Origin of the sequence: Bacillus sp. JJ1521, assembly GCF_036965165.1 — a bacterium.
Classification (GTDB): Bacteria; Bacillota; Bacilli; order Bacillales; family Bacillaceae_L; genus Ferdinandcohnia.
The window spans coordinates 1-16,777 of sequence record NZ_JBALOX010000065.1; the positions used below are offsets into that span (position 1 = coordinate 1).

The following is a 16,777-nucleotide window of genomic DNA, read 5'->3' on the forward strand; positions in this document are numbered from 1 at the left end:
TTTGCGGAATATTTATCTATCCTCACACCCACGTGCATAAGGAGGTTGTTCTAAAAAAATGTCAAATTTTCATGCAACGACAATATTTGCTGTAAAGCATAATGGAAATTCAGCAATGGCAGGAGATGGGCAAGTAACATTTGGGAATGCCGTAGTTATGAAACATACTGCACGAAAGGTCCGAAAACTGTTTCAGGGAAGAGTTATTGCAGGGTTTGCGGGTTCAGTTGCAGATGCATTTACCCTTTTTGAAATGTTTGAAGGACGCCTAGAGGAATTTAATGGGAACTTACAAAGGGCAGCAGTTGAGCTTGCAAAAGAATGGAGAAGCGACAAAGTTCTTCGTAAATTAGAGGCGATGCTGATTGTGATGGATGAGAAGGATTTGCTTCTAATTTCGGGAACAGGTGAAGTGATTGAACCGGATGATGGAATTCTTGCAATTGGCTCCGGTGGAAATTATGCTCTTTCTGCTGGACGTGCATTGAAAAAATATTCAGGTGAATATTTAACAGCAAAAGAGATTGCAAAAGCTTCATTAGAAATTGCAAGTGAGATTTGTGTGTATACAAACGAAATTATTATAGTTGAAGAACTATAGGAGGGGATTACTTTGAAAACGAATTTAACCCCAAGACAGATTGTAGAAAAATTAGATCAATACATTATTGGTCAGAATGAAGCTAAAAGAGCTGTTTCAGTGGCATTAAGAAATCGATACCGCCGTAGCCTGCTTAATGAAAAGCTTAAAGATGAAATCGTACCAAAGAATATATTGATGATTGGTCCAACTGGTGTTGGGAAGACCGAAATTGCAAGGCGACTTGCAAAGCTAGTAGGAGCTCCCTTTATTAAGGTGGAGGCAACTAAATTTACTGAAGTAGGTTATGTTGGTCGAGATGTAGAATCAATGGTTCGCGATTTAATCGAGACTGCTGTTCGCCTTGTGAAAGAGGAGAAAGTGGTGGAAGTATCTGAACGTGCCGGAGAAAATGCCAATAAGCGAATTGTTGAATTACTAGTCCCTGGGTCTAAAAAGCAAACAGCTTATAAAAATCCACTTGAAATGCTCTTTGGTGGGAATAATAATGAACCAGAGGTAGAAAATTCTCCGGAAGAAGACAGTTTAAGTGATAGAAGAAAACGTATGGCTCATAAGCTTGCACTTGGAGAACTTGAAGATTATTACGTTACAGTCGAAGTTGAAGAACAGCAGCCATCAATGTTTGATCTTCTTCAAGGTTCCGGTATGGAGAATATGGGGATGAATATGCAGGATGCACTAAGCAACTTAATGCCGAAAAAACGTAAAAAACGTAAATTAACGGTTAAAGAAGCTCGCAAAGTCCTGACTAATGAAGAAGCAGCGAAACTAATTGACATGGATGAGGTTACGCAAGAAGCAGTAAACCGTGCTGAACAATCAGGTATTATTTTTATAGATGAGATTGACAAAGTAGCTGGTAAAAGTCATAATTCATCTTCGGCAGATGTCTCCAGAGAAGGGGTTCAACGTGATATTTTACCAATTGTTGAAGGATCAACCGTCGTAACAAAATATGGCTCTGTAAAAACAGATCATATGTTATTTATTGCCGCAGGTGCCTTTCATATGTCAAAGCCTTCCGATTTAATCCCTGAGTTGCAAGGTCGATTTCCGATTCGTGTAGAGCTTACTAAACTAACTGTCGATGATTTTTATCGAATTTTAGTTGAGCCAGATAATGCCCTATTGAAACAATATTCAGCATTATTAGAGACAGAAGGTATACAACTTGAATTTTCTGACGATGCTATTCGTAAGCTAGCTGAAGTTGCCTTCCAAGTGAATCAGGACACAGATAATATTGGTGCCAGACGCCTACATACAATTTTGGAGAGACTTTTAGAGGATTTATCATTTGAAGCACCAGATATTACAATGGAAAAAATCACGATTACGCCACAATATGTGGATGAGAAATTAAGTTCAATCGTGAAGAACAAAGATTTAAGTCAATTTATTTTGTAAGATTATCAGGAGGAACAAGTAAAATGCCATTATTAGAAAGAACAAGAAAAATTAATGCAATGCTGCAAAATGCAGCAGGTAAACCAGTTAACTTTAAGGAAATGTCAGAAACGCTACGCGATGTAATTGGGGCTAATATTTTCTTACTAAGTCGCCGTGGAAAACTACTAGGATATGCGATCGCTCAGCAGATTGAAAATGAAAGAATGAAGAAAATGATTGAAGATCGTCATTTCCCTGAAGAGTATACACAAAGCCTATTCAATATTCATGAAACTTCGTCTAACCTTGATATTGAAAGTACTTATACTGCTTTCCCTATTGAAAACAAAGAATTATTTAAAAGTGGACTAACAACGATTGTGCCAATTATCGGTGGTGGAGAGCGATTAGGTACACTAATTCTTTCAAGACTTGATCAAAACTTTGAAGACGATGATCTCATTTTAGCGGAGTATGGTGCAACGGTTGTAGGTATGGAAATCCTACGTGAAAAAGCAGAAGAAATTGAAGAAGAAGCTAGAAGTAAAGCTGTTGTTCAAATGGCGATTAGTTCATTATCCTATAGTGAATTTGAAGCAATTGAACATATTTTTGAAGAATTAAATGGCAATGAAGGGTTGTTAGTTGCAAGTAAAATTGCCGACCGGGTTGGGATTACAAGATCAGTTATTGTAAATGCATTAAGAAAGCTTGAAAGTGCTGGTGTAATCGAATCACGTTCACTCGGAATGAAAGGTACTTACATTAAGGTACTGAACGATAAATTCTTAGTTGAATTAGAAAAACTAAAATCACATTAAAAAAAACGAAGATGGTTTTTTCCATCTTCGTTTTTTTATTAATTTCGTTATCATAAATTGTCGATTTTTGTAGAGGGAATAAATGCTTGTCCTTTTTTGTAAAAAAAACGTGAAATTTTATGTCTTAAATCCTATAATTAAGTGTGGAATGCATGGGGATAAAGACCTATATTGTCGAAATTGATCACTTTTTATCACAAGCTTCGTAGACAGATAGATTTAATTTCATTACAATAATAAAGAGTTAATACAATTCGTTATATTTATTCGAAGGATATATATTTTTTGTGGGGGGATAAGATGAAACTTTTTTCTAATACCATTCATTCGCTAGAAAAAGCTTTAGATTATTCAACTCTACGACAGAAGGTTATTTCAAATAATATTGCAAATGTGGATACGCCTAACTACAAGGCACAGGACGTTAGCTTTAAGAACCTTCTTTCAAATGAAATGAATAGTCAATTCAAAGCAAATCGTACGAATGAGAAACATTTCGAATTTACTAGTAGCAAAAGCAAAAATAGACAACTTATAACAACTAAGAATGATACAGCATATAACCACAATGGGAATAACGTGGATATCGACAAAGAAATGGCATCGTTAGCTGAAAACCAAATTTATTATAATGCCATAACTCAAAGAATTAGCGGGAAATTTAATACATTAAAAACGGTTGTTAAAGGAGGGAACTAAGAGTGTCAATTTTTCATAGCCTCAATACAAGTGCTTCTGCATTAACTGCTGGACGACTTAGAATGGACGTTATTTCCTCGAACATGGCAAATGTGGATACAACAAGAGGGAAATTTGTCGATGGACAGTGGCAGCCATATAGCAGGAAAATGGTTGTTCAGCAACCACAAGCTAATAGTTTTTCCTCCCATTTATCAAAAGCAATGAATCAATCGAAAATAGGGAACGGAGTTAAAGTGACAGGAATTGTTGAGGATAACACTCCTTTTCAGCTAGTATATAACCCGGACCATCCTGATGCGAATGAAGATGGGTATGTCGCACTACCTAACGTTGACCCACTAAAGGAAATGGTTGATCTTATAAGTGCTACAAGATCATATGAAGCGAATGTAACAGTACTTAATGCATCAAAAGGAATGCTAATGAAAGCTTTAGAAATTGGGAAATAGGTGATTAGTCGTGATTGAAAAGATTAATATTGCTACGCCGCAGGTTTTTTCGAAGTCTAGTATACAGCCAAAGACAGCAAGCTCTGTCCAAAAAGAGTTTAGTCATTTTTTAAAAGACGCCATTAATAATGTGAATGATTCACAAAAGACTTCAGATATCATGACCGAAAAGCTGATTAAAGGCGAAAACGTAGATTTGCACCAAGTAATGATTGCTTCTGAGAAAGCGAGTGTTTCATTGCAAACGACACTTCAAATTCGAAATAAGGTAATAGAAGCATACCAAGAAATCATGAGGATGCAAGTTTAACTTTATACATTCGGGATATGAACCCGACTGCATAAAGTTAGCCTCCGGCGGATGCCACGATTTTTCAGTGGAAGATTTTCGAGCATAAGATCAAAGACTAATAACGCCACATCGTGTGGGCCTAAAAAAATCGGGCGCAAATACGCCTAGTCGTATTTGATTCAGGAGCTTTACAACAACTTGATATTAGGGGTATGTAAATGAAAGAGAAACTTCTTTTATATAAAACGAAAATAAGTGAATATTGGAAGAACCAATCCGGTCTTCAAAAGACCACCATAATTGGATTGCCATTGCTATTAATTTTCGTTATTTCGCTCACTGTGTTTTTTTCAACAAAAACAACACTTGTTCCTATGTATAGCAATCTTACACCTCAGGAAACAGGGCAAATAAAAGCTACTTTAGATTCTAGGGGAATTCAATCGGAAATAGCGGATAATGGAACAACCATTAAGGTACCAGAGGAAGTGGTCGAAACCTTAATGGTTGAACTTGCGGCAGAAGGAATACCAGACAGTGGTAATATCGATTATTCATTTTTTGGTCAAAATGCAGGTTTTGGGATGACCGATAATGAATTCAATATGCTTAAACTTGAATCCACTCAAACGGAATTAGCCAACCTTATCAAAGGCATCGATGGGATAAACGATGCCAAGGTTATGATCAGTATGCCGAGCGATGGAATTTTTGTTAAGGACAGCCAGTCAGAGGCGTCTGCTTCAATCGTTCTAAACACGAAACCTGGATATAGGTTTGAACAACAGCAGATAAAATCCTTATATCACCTGGTTTCAAAAAGTATTCCTAACCTACCTACTGATAATATCGTCATTACCAACCAAAACTTTGAGTATTTTGACTTAGAAAATGAAGAAAAATTGTCTGTGGTCGGAAATGTAACGTCACAGCTTGGTTTAAAGCGAGAAATTGAACGAGATCTTCAAAGACAAGTTCAACAAATGCTTGGAACGATGATGGGACCAAATAAAATCGTTGTCTCAGTTACAACTGATATAGATTTTACACAAGAGAATCGCCAGGAAAACCTAGTTACACCAGTTGATCCTGAAAACATGGAAGGTATTGAAATCAGTGTTGAAAGAATTACAGAGACCTTTACTGGTGAAGGAGCTGCAGCAGGTGGTGTTGCAGGCGCTGGAGAAACGGATGTCCCAGCTTATAATTCTAATGGACAAGCAGGTAATGGGGATTATGAACGTATTGAAGAACGGGTTAATAAAGATGTGAATCGCATCACGAAGGACATTGTGGAAGCTCCTTATAAAATAAGAGATTTAGGAATTCAGGTTATGGTCGAAGCACCAGATCCAAAAGATCCTGCTTCAATGCCCCAGGAGCGAGTCGATGACATTGAGAGAATTTTAAGCACGATTGTTAGTACAAGTATTAATCAAGACGCGAACAATCAATTAACACAAGAAGAAATTCAAGATAAAATTGTCGTTTCTGTACAAGAATTTAATGGGAAAACAACGTCAGCTGCAGAAACAACTCCAATTCAAGCAATACCTATATGGGTTTATATTGTGGGTGGTTTTTTAGTACTTGGACTTATCATTCTATTATTCTTATTTTTACGCAAAAAGAAAGATACAGAAATCGAAGAGGAACTGCCTCTATCAGAACCTGTATTCTTTGACCATATTCCAGATGTAAATGAAGAAAAAGAATCAGAAGCAACAGTCCGGAAAAAACAATTGGAGAAACTTGCAAAGGATAAACCAGAAGATTTTGCTAAATTATTACGTTCATGGTTAGCGGATGAGTAGGAGGTGGAGAAATGGCAAAACGAGATATGCAAAATGGACTAACTGGTAAACAAAAAGCGGCCATTCTCCTTATTTCACTGGGTCCAGATGTTTCGGCTTCAGTGTATAAGCATCTGTCAGAGGAAGAAATTGAAAAATTAACATTAGAAATTTCTGGCGTTAGAAAGGTAGAAGCAAATACAAAGGAACAAATTATGGATGAGTTCCACCAAATTGCGATTGCCCAGGATTATATTACCCAAGGTGGTATTGGATATGCAAAGACAGTACTTGAAAAAGCACTTGGGGAAGAACAAGCAGGAGTTATCATTAATCGATTAACCTCTTCTCTTCAGGTTAAACCGTTTGATTTTGCAAGAAAGGCAGATCCTGGACAAATTTTGAACTTTATTCAAAATGAGCATCCGCAGACAATTGCATTAATTTTATCTTATTTAGATTCAAGACAAGCGGCACAAATTTTATCCGAGCTACCACAAGAGGTTCAAGCTGATATTGCAAGAAGAATTGCTATTATGGACAGAACTTCACCTGAAATTATTAATGAGGTTGAGCAAATTCTTGAACGTAAGCTTTCAGCTACCGTGACACATGATTATACCCAAACCGGTGGAATTGAGGCGGTAGTGGAGGTATTAAATGGAGTCGATCGCTCAACAGAAAGAACGATTTTAGATGCGCTAGAGATTCAAGATCCAGAATTAGCAGAAGAAATTAAAAAGAGAATGTTTGTCTTTGAAGACATTGTTACTCTTGATAACCGCGCTATTCAACGCGTCATTCGTGATGTTGAAAATGAGGACCTCATGCTATCACTTCGCGTTGCTAGTGAAGAAGTGAAAGAAATTGTCTATAAAAATATGTCCAAACGGATGGTTGAAACGTTTAAAGAGGAAATGGAATATATGGGACCGGTTCGTTTGCGTGATGTTGAGGAAGCACAATCACGTATTGTAGCGGTTATAAGAAGACTTGAGGAAGCTGGAGAAATAGTCATCGCTCGTGGTGGAGGAGATGATATTATTGTCTAATGTTATTAAGTCAAGTTCTGCACAGTCTAATGATATTCCAAAAAGAGTCATCGAGCTTAAAGTTTTACAGACGCAAGAAATCAATCAGGCAGAGCCAGAACAACAAAATCTCCAGTTTGTTTCTCAAAAAATGCTTGATGAGGCTAAAGATCAGGCTGATAAAATTGTTAAAGACGCCATTGCCTATTCGAATTCAATTAGACAACAAACATTAGTCGAAAAACGTGAATGGGAAGAAGAAAAACAAGAGCTTTACCAAAAAACATCTGAAGAAGGCTATCAAGCTGGGATGACAGAAGGGCGAAAACAGGGTTATCAAGAATATTCTGATCTACTTAACGAAGCTCGCCAAGTTATTGATATATCAAAACAAGATTATGATCAATATCTTGATTCTTCTGAAGAGGTCATTTTAAAGCTAGCGATGACGGTAGCGGAAAAAATAATCGGGATTCATTTATTAGAGAAACCCGAAGACTTTACGAACCTAGTAAAAAAGGCGCTTAAGGAAGTTAAGGAGCATTCTGATATCACTATTACAGTGAATCCACGTTTTTACCAATTTGTGATTGAGCAAAAAGAAGAGTTATCGGCTATTCTTGGCAGGGAAACAGACCTTTTTGTCTATCCGAATGAAGAACTAGAAGAAGCCGATTGTGTGATTGAATCTTCCTTTGGAAAGATTAATGCAAGTGTGGATACTCAGCTTTCTGAGATTAAAGAAAAATTACTTTCATTGCTATTGGAGGAATAGGCTGTGAAGGCAATTGAGCTTCTTAATGAAATACATTCGATCGATTCTTATAAACGGTACGGAAAAGTTACAAGAGTCGTAGGCTTAATGATTGAATCGCGCGGACCAGAATGTTCGATTGGAGATTTATGTCATATTTATGTAGGAATTAACCATAAAAGATGTATTCAAGCTGAAGTTGTCGGTTTCCGTGAGGAGCATGTCATTCTGATGCCATTTTCAAATGTGAAGGATATATCACCGGGAAGCATTGTTGAGGCAACTGGCAAACCACTTGATATAAAGGTTGGGACAGGACTGGTAGGTAAGGTATTAGATCCACTAGGACACCCACTTGATGGAAGCGGGCTACCTAGGGGGTTGTCTTCAGCACCTACTGAACAAGATCCTCCAAATCCATTATCGCGGCCTCCTATACGTGAGCCAATAGAGGTTGGAGTGAAAATGATCGATACCTTATTAACCGTAGGCAAAGGTCAACGTGTAGGTATCTTTGCAGGAAGTGGTGTTGGTAAAAGTACACTTTTAGGAATGATTGCCCGTAATACGACAGCTGATATTAATGTGATTTCTCTTGTGGGGGAACGTGGTCGCGAGGTGCGAGAATTTATTGAAAAAGACTTAGGTGAAGACGGACTTAAAAGATCAATTTTAGTTGTAGCTACTTCCGATCAGCCAGCATTGCTTCGTATCAAAGCCGCAATGACTGCAACAGCAATAGCCGAGTTTTTCCGGGACAAGGGTCTAGATGTCATGTTAATGATGGACTCAGTAACCCGTGTAGCAATGGCGAGCCGTGAAATTGGCTTAGCGATTGGTGAGCCACCTACGACAAAGGGCTACACGCCAAGTGTGTTTACAACACTACCGAGGCTCTTAGAGAGAACTGGGACGAATCATTTAGGATCGATAACTGCTTTTTACACAGTTCTAGTCGACGGAGACGACATGAATGAGCCGATTGCAGATACTGTTCGAGGGATACTTGATGGGCATTTCGTTCTTGATCGAAGTCTTGCCAACAAAGGACAATATCCAGCTATTAATGTTTTAAAATCAATCAGCCGTGTAATGAACCAAATTACATCCAACGAACATAAGACCAGTGCTGAAAAACTCAGAGGGATCATGGCAACATACCTTAATTCTGAGGATTTAATTAATATTGGAGCCTATAAAAGGGGATCTTCTATCGAAGTTGATGAAGCCATTAGGTATTATCCAAAGATTATATCGTTTTTAAAACAGCAAACGGATGAGAAATTTACATTCGAGGAAAGTTTACAATTATTGGCGCAATTGGCTGAAAAAGGTGAATGAAACAAATGAGTTACAAGTTCAAATTTCAAAAAGTTATGTCGATAAAAGAAAATGAGAAGAATCAGGTTCTGGCGGATTATAAAACATCAGTTAAAGAATTTGAAGACGCCGCTAAAAGCTTATATGAATCCTTAAAGAAGAAGGAAACTTTGGAAGAAAATCAAAGACAACAGCTACGAAGCGGCTTATCCGTCCAGAGTATTCGGCATCAGCAGTCTTTCATTACAGGCTTAGAAAAAACGATTATGTATTACCAGCATCTTGTCATTAAAGCTAGAAATAAAATGCAGCAACTGCAAGTATTGTTAACCGAAAAAAACATTGAGGTTAAAAAATATGAGGTCATGCAAGAAAAGGATTTTGCGATTTATGAGGGACAATTAAAAATGCTGGAAGGTCAGATGATGGATGAAATCTCAATCCAACAATACATGTCAAAGGGAAGATAGGTGATTAAATGGAGACGAACGAAAAAGAAGAATACAGTAAATTCCAATGGTTTTTCTATGTCGTATTTATTCCATCTTTCTTTACATTGATTGTCGTTTTTGTCCTGTTATCTGTTACTGGTTTTAATCCCATTGGAGCCGTGAAGGGCTTTGCATCCAAGGTTCCAGTTATTTCTTCCCTATTTGAAGATGAAGAAAAGGAATCACAGGCACAAAATGAGGACGAGATATACGTTGCAGATTTGGAGACTGAGATACAGGCAAAGGAATCAAAGATTACGCAACTGGAAAGTGAATTGGATACAAAAAACGGTGAGATTCATTCATTAGAGCTTGAAATCGAAAATCTTTCAGATGAGCTCGTGAAATTTCAGGAGGAACGTTTGTCGAAAGGTAAAACACTGAATGAATTAACCAAAATGTATGAACAAATGTCGGCAAAAAATGCAGCAAAAATTCTTCCCAATTTAAAAGATGACGAAGCGCGGGAGATACTCTCTAGTATCAATACTGAAAAACTAGCTGCTATCTTTGAAAAAATGTCACCTGAGGATGCAGCAAAGTTTACCCAATTAATAACCCAATAAAAAATTTGACACTTAAAAGGAGGTGAAACGACGTGAACATGGTAGCAAACTTTGATCCCTTAATGAGTTCAATACGTAAGGATATCGCAACTGGAGCAATGGGTAATGGATTTTTACAAGGAAAAGGTACGTCACAATTGTCTTTTCGTGAAAGTTTAGAGGCAATAGCAGGTAAAGATCTTCAACCAATCCTTAATATTCCTGCAAAGAGCTTATCAAAAGAGGCTGAAGTTAAAGTAGAAAAAGACCAATCAAGCGAAGCGATTAAACCGTTATTAGCTGACATCGAAGCTTTTACGAATGAGACAGTCGACTTATCCGATTTTGAAGATGTATTAGCAACACTTCCACCTGATTTGGTTGAACAAATAAAAACATTTATTACTGAGATTCAAAATGGTGCGAATAAACTCGAACTTGAGCAGGTTTATGGAAAAGCAGAGCTCATAGGTCTACTTTTAGTAACTGCACGCTATACAGAAGAGCCAACTTTTACAAAAAAGGAAGAACTAACGAATTTGCTAAAGCAATTGAAGATGGCTTTTAACGAGAGTTTACCAACTACCGAACAGGGGTTTAGAGAATCAACTGATTTAAGGTCTAATAAAGTAGTTCAAGATTTGATACAGTACTTAGAAAACAAGCATTTAGATAAGCCTTTAACAGAATCACAGACAAGGCATAAATATTTGGAGACCGTTCATGCAAGATATTTCTCAACACCAAAAGGGATGGAAACACCTCAAACGGTTTTAACGGAAAAGCTATTACAAAAGACAAGCAATACTACACAGGTTACAACAACAGCGACTGCGTCAGAGACTGTTCCATTGGTTGATGTGAGTTCAAATCAATTATCCAAGGTTCAGCAGTTTTCATTGTTCGTTGATCATAATGGAAAGCAGTTGCCAAATCAGCAACACTTCATTAAGCAGTTTCAAAATATCCTAGCGAGAAGCAGCTTTTTGACTAGTGGCGGGCAGCAAAGACTATTAATTAATTTATATCCTGAACATCTAGGTTCATTACGAATTGAAATTCTACAGAGTGAAGCAGGAATGATTGCTAGAATTATGGCTTCAACAGCTCAAGCAAAAGAATTAGTTGAATCCCAAATAACAAACCTAAAACATACTTTCTTAGCACAAAATATTTCAGTAGAAAAAATTGAAGTCTCAACACAGCTTCAGTATCAAACTGAAAGAAGCTTACAAAGAGAAAGTGAGCAGCAACAAGGACAACATTCAGGCAGACAACAGAAGGAAAATAAACAACAAGATACCAAAGATGAACAATCTTTTTCATCCACCCTATTGGATGAACTTGTTAACTTTAAAGTATAGGTGGTGACTGAAGTGGCAACTAAAATTGATTCAAATCTTTACCTATCAAATTTAAAACCTGAAAGAAAAACGGGTAATGATATTTTAGGAAAAGATGATTTTTTAAAAATTTTAATGACCCAGCTTCAAAATCAGGATCCAATGAATCCAATGGAAGATAAAGATTTTATCGCTCAAATGGCGACCTTTACTTCGCTAGAACAAATGACAAATATGAATAGTACTTTAGAGAAATTTGTGAATGGGCAACATGGCGAGCAGTTATTAAAATATAGCAACATGATTGGAAAAGAAGTTGAATACAGCTTTAAAACTCAAGATAAGGATGGAAATGAAATCATTAAAAATGGACAAGGTATTGTCACATCCGTATCACAAAAATCAGGATATATTGAGCTAGAGTTAAAGGATGGAACAAAGATTTATAGCGATGAAATTTCGAAAGTGAAGCAACCTTCTAACGAAGAAGAATAGGAGGTGGAAACATGGACCATCGAATTTTACAAATACAAAATCATCCTTATGTCTTGCAAACTCAAAAAAAAGTTCAGCACACCGAGCCGTCTAAACTATCGTTTAAAGAAACTCTAGAAAAAGAGACAAGTATAGTTATTAGTAAGCACGCACAAAAGAGGTTGGACGAGAGGAATATTAGTATCCAAGACTCAAAATGGAAAGAAATTCAAATGAAAATTTCAGAGGCTAAAACAAAGGGAATCAGGGATTCATTGGTTGTTACGAATAATGCAGCATTAATTGTAAATGTTCCTAATAACACGGTCATTACAGCCATGAATCGAGATGAAGCAAGCTCACAGATTTTTACGAATATTAATGGAACCATTATTTTAGATTGAAAATATAACAGGCTGGACCTTAACAGGAAGCCTTGGTGTGCTGACCGATAGAAGCCACCTACAAACGAAAGGGGAAAATGAAATGTTACGTTCAATGTACTCAGGAATCAGTGGAATGAAAAACTTTCAAACTAAGCTAGATGTGATTGGGAATAATATTGCAAACGTAAATACGTATGGTTTTAAGAAAGGTAGAACAGTTTTTAATGACATCATGAGTCAAACAATCAACGGTGCAACAGCACCAGGTCAATCACTCGGCGGGGTTAACCCGAAACAAGTTGGTCTTGGTTCATCTTTAGCAGCTATTGATACAATCCACAACAGTGGTAGTACACAAACGACTGCTAGAATTCTAGATTTAGCGATTGCTGGCGATGGATTTTTCCAGGTTTCAAGTTCAGAAGACCCAACACAAGTATTTGACCCGAATAGCAAAGCGAATTATACAAGAGCTGGTAACTTCTATATGGATCAGGAAGGCTATTTGGTGACAAGTGCTGGTATGTATGTACAAGGTTTTGCGCCAAATGTAGCAGCAAATCCTGTTATTGAGCCAACTGAAGTGAGATTAGATTTGTTTGATTTTGACCAATCGCCACCTCAATATAATCCTGATCCTATTGCTAATCCGGGTGAACGAGTACTTGATTTTAAACCTATCCAAATCCCAACTGATGCAAAAAGCATGAGTATTGGGAAGGACGGTTCAGTTACTTATGTTGATGCTGACGGTACATTACGCTGGGCTGGTCAGCTTGTATTGGCTAAATTCCCGAATACAGGGGGATTGGAGAAGGTTGGTGGCAACCTATTCCAAGCTTCATCAAACTCAGGAAACCCAGTAATCAATTTTGCAGGCCAATCTGGACTTGGTTCAATCGAATCGGGTGCACTTGAAATGTCAAACGTTGACCTTTCTGAAGAATTTACAGAAATGATCGTAGCACAACGTGGATTCCAAGCGAATACTCGTATCATCACAACTTCTGATGAAATCCTACAAGAGCTCGTAAACTTAAAACGTTAAGGGGGGAGAGGGTTTAGTATTCTGCTAAACCTTCGCTAAATCTTGATTACTTTAACGAAATTAAATGATAAAAAATTTACATTAAATGCAATTTATATTGAGCAGGTTGAATCCTTTCCTGATACAACGATCACTTTAACAAATGGAAAAAAGTTTGTGGTAAAGGAAACAGAAGGGGATGTACACGTGAAGGTTCTTGAATTTTATCAAAAAATAAATGTACTTGGCCTTCGTTAATGCTTGGGGGGATATGGTGCTATGAAAAATAAACTGCTTGTGATAATGGTCATTATATTAAGTACGATTACTTTAGTCGGTACCACTGCATTTGTTATTTTAACAAAAGTAACTGCAAGTGATAGTCAAAAGGAACCGTCTATTGACCAAGTACTTAAAGCGACCGTCGAAGTTCCAGAAATCACAACGAAACTACTCAGTGATGATTATATTCGTATTTCCTTTAACATTCAGACAGATGGTAAGAAGGGGAAAGAGGAATTAGAAAAACGCCAATTCCAGGTGAGCAACCTTATAATAAAAGAACTTTCCAATATGACATCTGAAGAATTTAAAGGTGAAGAAGGAATCGTCAATCTTGAAAATAGATTAAAGGATCGAATTAATGAATTAATGCAAGATGGAACTGTAATTAAAGTTTATGCGACATCCTTTCTTCCGCAGTAACCTAATAGAAAGGTAAGTACTAAAAGAGCGGAGGTGGAACCTTGCCTAGTGAAATATTATCCCAAAATGAAATAGATGCATTACTTTCTGCTCTTTCGACTGGTGAAATGAATCCAGAAGAACTGAAAAGAGAAGAAAGTGAACGTCGTGTAAAGGTATACGATTTTAAAAGGGCGCTTCGATTCTCGAAGGACCAAATTCGTAGTATTACTAGGATCCATGAAAACTTTGCACGATTATTAACAACCTACTTTTCAGCCCAACTTCGAACATATGTGCAAATTACAGTAGGGACAGCCGACCAAGTACCATATGAGGAATTTATACGATCAATTCCTAATATGACGATTTTAAATGTATTTGATATGCCTCCTCTAGAGGGGCGCATTATTCTAGAGGTAAACCCTAATATTGCCTACGCCATGCTTGATCGAATGCTCGGGGGAAGAGGAACAGGATTAAATAAAATTGAAAATTTAACTGAAATTGAAACAAAAATCATGAGCAATATGTTTGAAAAAGCTTTTGAACAAGCGAGGGAAGCATGGGCCAATTTGGTTGATGTAGATCCAAGTTTAACCGAATTCGAGGTGAATCCACAGTTCCTTCAAATGGTTTCGCCAAATGAAACTGTGGTAGTCATTTCACTCAATACACAAATTGGTGAAACAAGTGGTATGATGAATATTTGTATCCCGCATGTATTTCTTGAGCCGATTATTCCTAAATTATCAGCACATTACTGGATGCAATCAACACCTAAAAAAGAACGAAATATTGAAGAACTTTCTTATATTCAAAACAATCTTAAGGATACCAAATTGCCAATCGTAGCAGAATTAGGTTCAGCAAATATTGCCATCCAAGAATTCCTATTACTAGATGTTGGGGATACGATTCAACTCGATAAAATGATCCAACATCCAATTGAGCTAAAGGTCGAGGATATACCTAAATTTTATGCACAGGTAGGTAAGGTAAATAAAAAACAAGCCGTACAAATCTTAGAGGAGATTAAAGGGGGGGACCGTGAAGATGAATAATGGAAATATGCTATCACAAGACGAAATAGATGCACTATTAAAAGGTACAACAGACTTAGACAACGAAGAACCGGTAGCAAATGTTAAAAATAAACCCCTTGTAGAAGACTTTTTAACCTTAATGGAACAGGATGCGCTTGGGGAAATCGGAAACATCTCTTTTGGAAGCTCAGCCACTGCGCTTTCCACACTACTTAATCAAAAGGTTGAAATTACGACACCAAATGTTTCGCTTGTGCTAAGTTCTGACTTAGCGGATGAGTTTCCACACCCGTATGTAGCAATCTATGTCAATTATACTGCTGGTTTTACTGGAACAAATCTATTAGTAATCAAACAAAGTGATGCAGCTATCATTGCTGATTTGATGCTTGGCGGCAATGGGCTTACCGCACCGGAAAGCCTAAGCGAATTACACTTGAGTGCTGTTCAGGAAGCGATGAACCAAATGATGGGTTCTGCTGCAACCTCAATGTCAACTGTTTTTAGTAAGAAAGTTGATATTTCTCCACCAAGTATTGATATTCTCGACATTAAACATGGTGAAGGAGCTGAAAACCTTCCAACTGATGAAATATTGGTAAAAATATCTTTTCGTATCACAATTGGTGATTTAATTGATTCAACGATCATGCAGTTAGTTCCTGTTAATTTTGCAAAAGAGCTAGTTGGAGAGTTGCTTTCCCCTCAGGAGGAAAATATAGCTACTTCAATGGAGCTTCCAACCGGACATGTTGATATGGAGATGCCAGTCCAGCAATCGAACTATACTTTGCCTAATGTTGAACAACAGATGGAAACACCATATCAACAGACACAGAAATATCATCAGCCTGAATATAAACAACCAGTGACTAATAATGGTCCACAGCATCTTGGTGGTATTCAAACGAAACAGCCTGAAATTCAACCGGCGGTATTTTCAGAGTTTGAATCTGTCCATTTACAGGAAGCTGAATCTAGAAACTTAAATATGTTATTAGATATTCCGCTTCAGGTTACTGTTGAATTAGGCAGGACGAAACGCTCTATTAAAGAGATTCTTGAATTATCTGCGGGCTCTATTATTGAGTTGGACAAGCTTGCAGGTGAGCCAGTAGATGTTTTAGTAAACGGAAAACTCATCGCACAAGGTGAGGTAGTTGTAATTGAAGAAAACTTTGGCGTCAGAATTACCGATATCATCAGCCAAAGTGATCGAATTAAAAAATTGAATTAATGTAGGGGGAAATTCAAATGGCACATAAAATTCTTATTGTAGATGATGCGGCATTTATGAGGATGATGATTAAGGACATCCTAACTAAAAATGGTTATGAGGTTGTTGCCGAGGCAGCAGATGGTGCACAGGCGGTTGATAAATATAAAGAACATCATCCAGACCTTGTGACAATGGATATTACAATGCCTGAGATGGATGGAATTACAGCATTAAAGGAAATTAAAAAAATTAATCCAAATGCAAAGGTAATTATGTGTTCTGCAATGGGGCAACAGGCGATGGTAATTGATGCAATCCAAGCTGGGGCAAAGGATTTTATTGTAAAGCCATTTCAGGCAGACAGAGTAATTGAAGCAATTAGTAAAACACTTAGCTAACAACCCAAA

At 37.3% G+C, this 16,777-nt stretch carries 21 protein-coding genes; all 21 read left to right on the plus strand.

All coding sequences use genetic code 11. From position 1 onward, the window contains the following. Positions 1 to 58 precede the first annotated feature (58 nt). The 21 genes from hslV to V7147_RS10080 all read left to right on the plus strand — a co-directional run bounded on the left by hslV (position 59) and on the right by V7147_RS10080 (position 16,768). On the plus strand, positions 59 to 601 hold the full coding sequence (hslV, locus tag V7147_RS09980) for an ATP-dependent protease subunit HslV (protein WP_335367705.1): 543 nt from the start codon (positions 59 to 61) through the stop codon (positions 599 to 601). A 12-nt stretch (positions 602 to 613) separates the two neighbouring features. After that, entirely contained in the window at positions 614 to 2,011 is a 1,398-nt protein-coding gene (gene hslU, locus V7147_RS09985; RefSeq protein ID WP_335367706.1) for an HslU--HslV peptidase ATPase subunit, read from the plus strand. Between the two features lie 23 nt (positions 2,012 to 2,034). Then, complete coding sequence (gene codY, locus V7147_RS09990; protein ID WP_335367707.1) at positions 2,035 to 2,814, plus strand: GTP-sensing pleiotropic transcriptional regulator CodY; 780 nt, start codon at positions 2,035 to 2,037, stop codon at positions 2,812 to 2,814. Between the two features lie 300 nt (positions 2,815 to 3,114). Continuing rightward, positions 3,115 to 3,513 (plus strand): flagellar basal body rod protein FlgB, encoded by a 399-nt coding sequence (gene flgB, locus V7147_RS09995; protein WP_335367708.1) that lies wholly within the window; start codon positions 3,115 to 3,117, stop codon positions 3,511 to 3,513. A 2-nt stretch (positions 3,514 to 3,515) separates the two neighbouring features. Further along, positions 3,516 to 3,965 (plus strand): flagellar basal body rod protein FlgC, encoded by a 450-nt coding sequence (gene flgC / locus V7147_RS10000; protein ID WP_438824574.1) that lies wholly within the window; start codon positions 3,516 to 3,518, stop codon positions 3,963 to 3,965. A 10-nt stretch (positions 3,966 to 3,975) separates the two neighbouring features. Further along, positions 3,976 to 4,275 (plus strand): flagellar hook-basal body complex protein FliE, encoded by a 300-nt coding sequence (fliE, locus tag V7147_RS10005; protein ID WP_335367709.1) that lies wholly within the window; start codon positions 3,976 to 3,978, stop codon positions 4,273 to 4,275. Positions 4,276 to 4,475: 200 nt separating this feature from the next. Next, a complete protein-coding gene (fliF, locus tag V7147_RS10010) occupies positions 4,476 to 6,071 on the plus strand; it encodes a flagellar basal-body MS-ring/collar protein FliF (protein ID WP_335367710.1) in 1,596 nt (531 codons plus the stop codon). An 11-nt stretch (positions 6,072 to 6,082) separates the two neighbouring features. Then, entirely contained in the window at positions 6,083 to 7,102 is a 1,020-nt protein-coding gene (gene fliG / locus V7147_RS10015) for a flagellar motor switch protein FliG (RefSeq protein ID WP_335367711.1), read from the plus strand. Next, entirely contained in the window at positions 7,095 to 7,856 is a 762-nt protein-coding gene (gene fliH / locus V7147_RS10020) for a flagellar assembly protein FliH (protein ID WP_335367712.1), read from the plus strand. The genes fliG and fliH overlap by 8 nt, the downstream gene beginning before the upstream one ends. Positions 7,857 to 7,859: 3 nt before the next feature. Then, complete coding sequence (gene fliI / locus V7147_RS10025) at positions 7,860 to 9,176, plus strand: flagellar protein export ATPase FliI (protein WP_335367713.1); 1,317 nt, start codon at positions 7,860 to 7,862, stop codon at positions 9,174 to 9,176. A 5-nt stretch (positions 9,177 to 9,181) separates the two neighbouring features. After that, positions 9,182 to 9,625 carry a flagellar export protein FliJ gene (gene fliJ, locus V7147_RS10030; protein WP_335367714.1) on the plus strand — a complete coding sequence of 148 codons (444 nt, stop codon included), beginning with the start codon at positions 9,182 to 9,184 and terminating at the stop codon, positions 9,623 to 9,625. Between the two features lie 8 nt (positions 9,626 to 9,633). After that, entirely contained in the window at positions 9,634 to 10,212 is a 579-nt protein-coding gene (locus V7147_RS10035; protein ID WP_335367715.1) for a MotE family protein, read from the plus strand. 38 nt (positions 10,213 to 10,250) lie between these two features. Next, entirely contained in the window at positions 10,251 to 11,555 is a 1,305-nt protein-coding gene (locus tag V7147_RS10040) for a flagellar hook-length control protein FliK (protein ID WP_335367749.1), read from the plus strand. A gap of 12 nt (positions 11,556 to 11,567) precedes the next feature. Beyond that, entirely contained in the window at positions 11,568 to 12,029 is a 462-nt protein-coding gene (gene flgD / locus V7147_RS10045) for a flagellar hook assembly protein FlgD (protein WP_335367716.1), read from the plus strand. Between the two features lie 11 nt (positions 12,030 to 12,040). Next, positions 12,041 to 12,412, plus strand: coding sequence for a TIGR02530 family flagellar biosynthesis protein (locus tag V7147_RS10050; RefSeq protein ID WP_335367717.1), 372 nt, complete (start codon positions 12,041 to 12,043; stop codon positions 12,410 to 12,412). An 82-nt stretch (positions 12,413 to 12,494) separates the two neighbouring features. Further along, positions 12,495 to 13,442, plus strand: coding sequence for a flagellar basal body rod protein FlgG (flgG, locus tag V7147_RS10055; protein WP_335367718.1), 948 nt, complete (start codon positions 12,495 to 12,497; stop codon positions 13,440 to 13,442). A 42-nt stretch (positions 13,443 to 13,484) separates the two neighbouring features. Continuing rightward, a complete protein-coding gene (locus V7147_RS10060; protein ID WP_335367719.1) occupies positions 13,485 to 13,679 on the plus strand; it encodes a flagellar FlbD family protein in 195 nt (64 codons plus the stop codon). A gap of 21 nt (positions 13,680 to 13,700) precedes the next feature. Further along, positions 13,701 to 14,126, plus strand: a complete 426-nt coding sequence (gene fliL, locus V7147_RS10065) for a flagellar basal body-associated protein FliL (protein WP_335367720.1) — start codon at positions 13,701 to 13,703, stop codon at positions 14,124 to 14,126. Between the two features lie 41 nt (positions 14,127 to 14,167). Beyond that, complete coding sequence (fliM, locus tag V7147_RS10070) at positions 14,168 to 15,169, plus strand: flagellar motor switch protein FliM (protein ID WP_335367721.1); 1,002 nt, start codon at positions 14,168 to 14,170, stop codon at positions 15,167 to 15,169. After that, positions 15,162 to 16,388 (plus strand): flagellar motor switch phosphatase FliY, encoded by a 1,227-nt coding sequence (fliY, locus tag V7147_RS10075; RefSeq protein ID WP_335367722.1) that lies wholly within the window; start codon positions 15,162 to 15,164, stop codon positions 16,386 to 16,388. Before fliM ends, fliY begins: the two co-directional genes overlap by 8 nt. Positions 16,389 to 16,405: 17 nt before the next feature. After that, on the plus strand, positions 16,406 to 16,768 hold the full coding sequence (locus V7147_RS10080; protein WP_335367723.1) for a response regulator: 363 nt from the start codon (positions 16,406 to 16,408) through the stop codon (positions 16,766 to 16,768). Positions 16,769 to 16,777: the final 9 nt, after the last annotated feature.

Bases quoted from the DNA above. Each gene is read 5' to 3' on its own strand.
- hslV (WP_335367705.1), top strand. From the start codon at position 59: ATGTCAAATTTTCATGCAACGACAATATTTGCTGTAAAGCATAATGGA.
- codY (WP_335367707.1), top strand. From the start codon at position 2,035: ATGCCATTATTAGAAAGAACAAGAAAAATTAATGCAATGCTGCAAAAT.
- flgB (WP_335367708.1), top strand. From the start codon at position 3,115: ATGAAACTTTTTTCTAATACCATTCATTCGCTAGAAAAAGCTTTAGAT.
- fliF (WP_335367710.1), top strand. From the start codon at position 4,476: ATGAAAGAGAAACTTCTTTTATATAAAACGAAAATAAGTGAATATTGG.
- fliG (WP_335367711.1), top strand. From the start codon at position 6,083: ATGGCAAAACGAGATATGCAAAATGGACTAACTGGTAAACAAAAAGCG.
- fliJ (WP_335367714.1), top strand. From the start codon at position 9,182: ATGAGTTACAAGTTCAAATTTCAAAAAGTTATGTCGATAAAAGAAAAT.
- V7147_RS10035 (WP_335367715.1), top strand. From the start codon at position 9,634: ATGGAGACGAACGAAAAAGAAGAATACAGTAAATTCCAATGGTTTTTC.
- V7147_RS10040 (WP_335367749.1), top strand. From the start codon at position 10,251: ATGGTAGCAAACTTTGATCCCTTAATGAGTTCAATACGTAAGGATATC.
- V7147_RS10050 (WP_335367717.1), top strand. From the start codon at position 12,041: ATGGACCATCGAATTTTACAAATACAAAATCATCCTTATGTCTTGCAA.
- flgG (WP_335367718.1), top strand. From the start codon at position 12,495: ATGTTACGTTCAATGTACTCAGGAATCAGTGGAATGAAAAACTTTCAA.
- fliL (WP_335367720.1), top strand. From the start codon at position 13,701: ATGAAAAATAAACTGCTTGTGATAATGGTCATTATATTAAGTACGATT.
- fliY (WP_335367722.1), top strand. From the start codon at position 15,162: ATGAATAATGGAAATATGCTATCACAAGACGAAATAGATGCACTATTA.
- V7147_RS10080 (WP_335367723.1), top strand. From the start codon at position 16,406: ATGGCACATAAAATTCTTATTGTAGATGATGCGGCATTTATGAGGATG.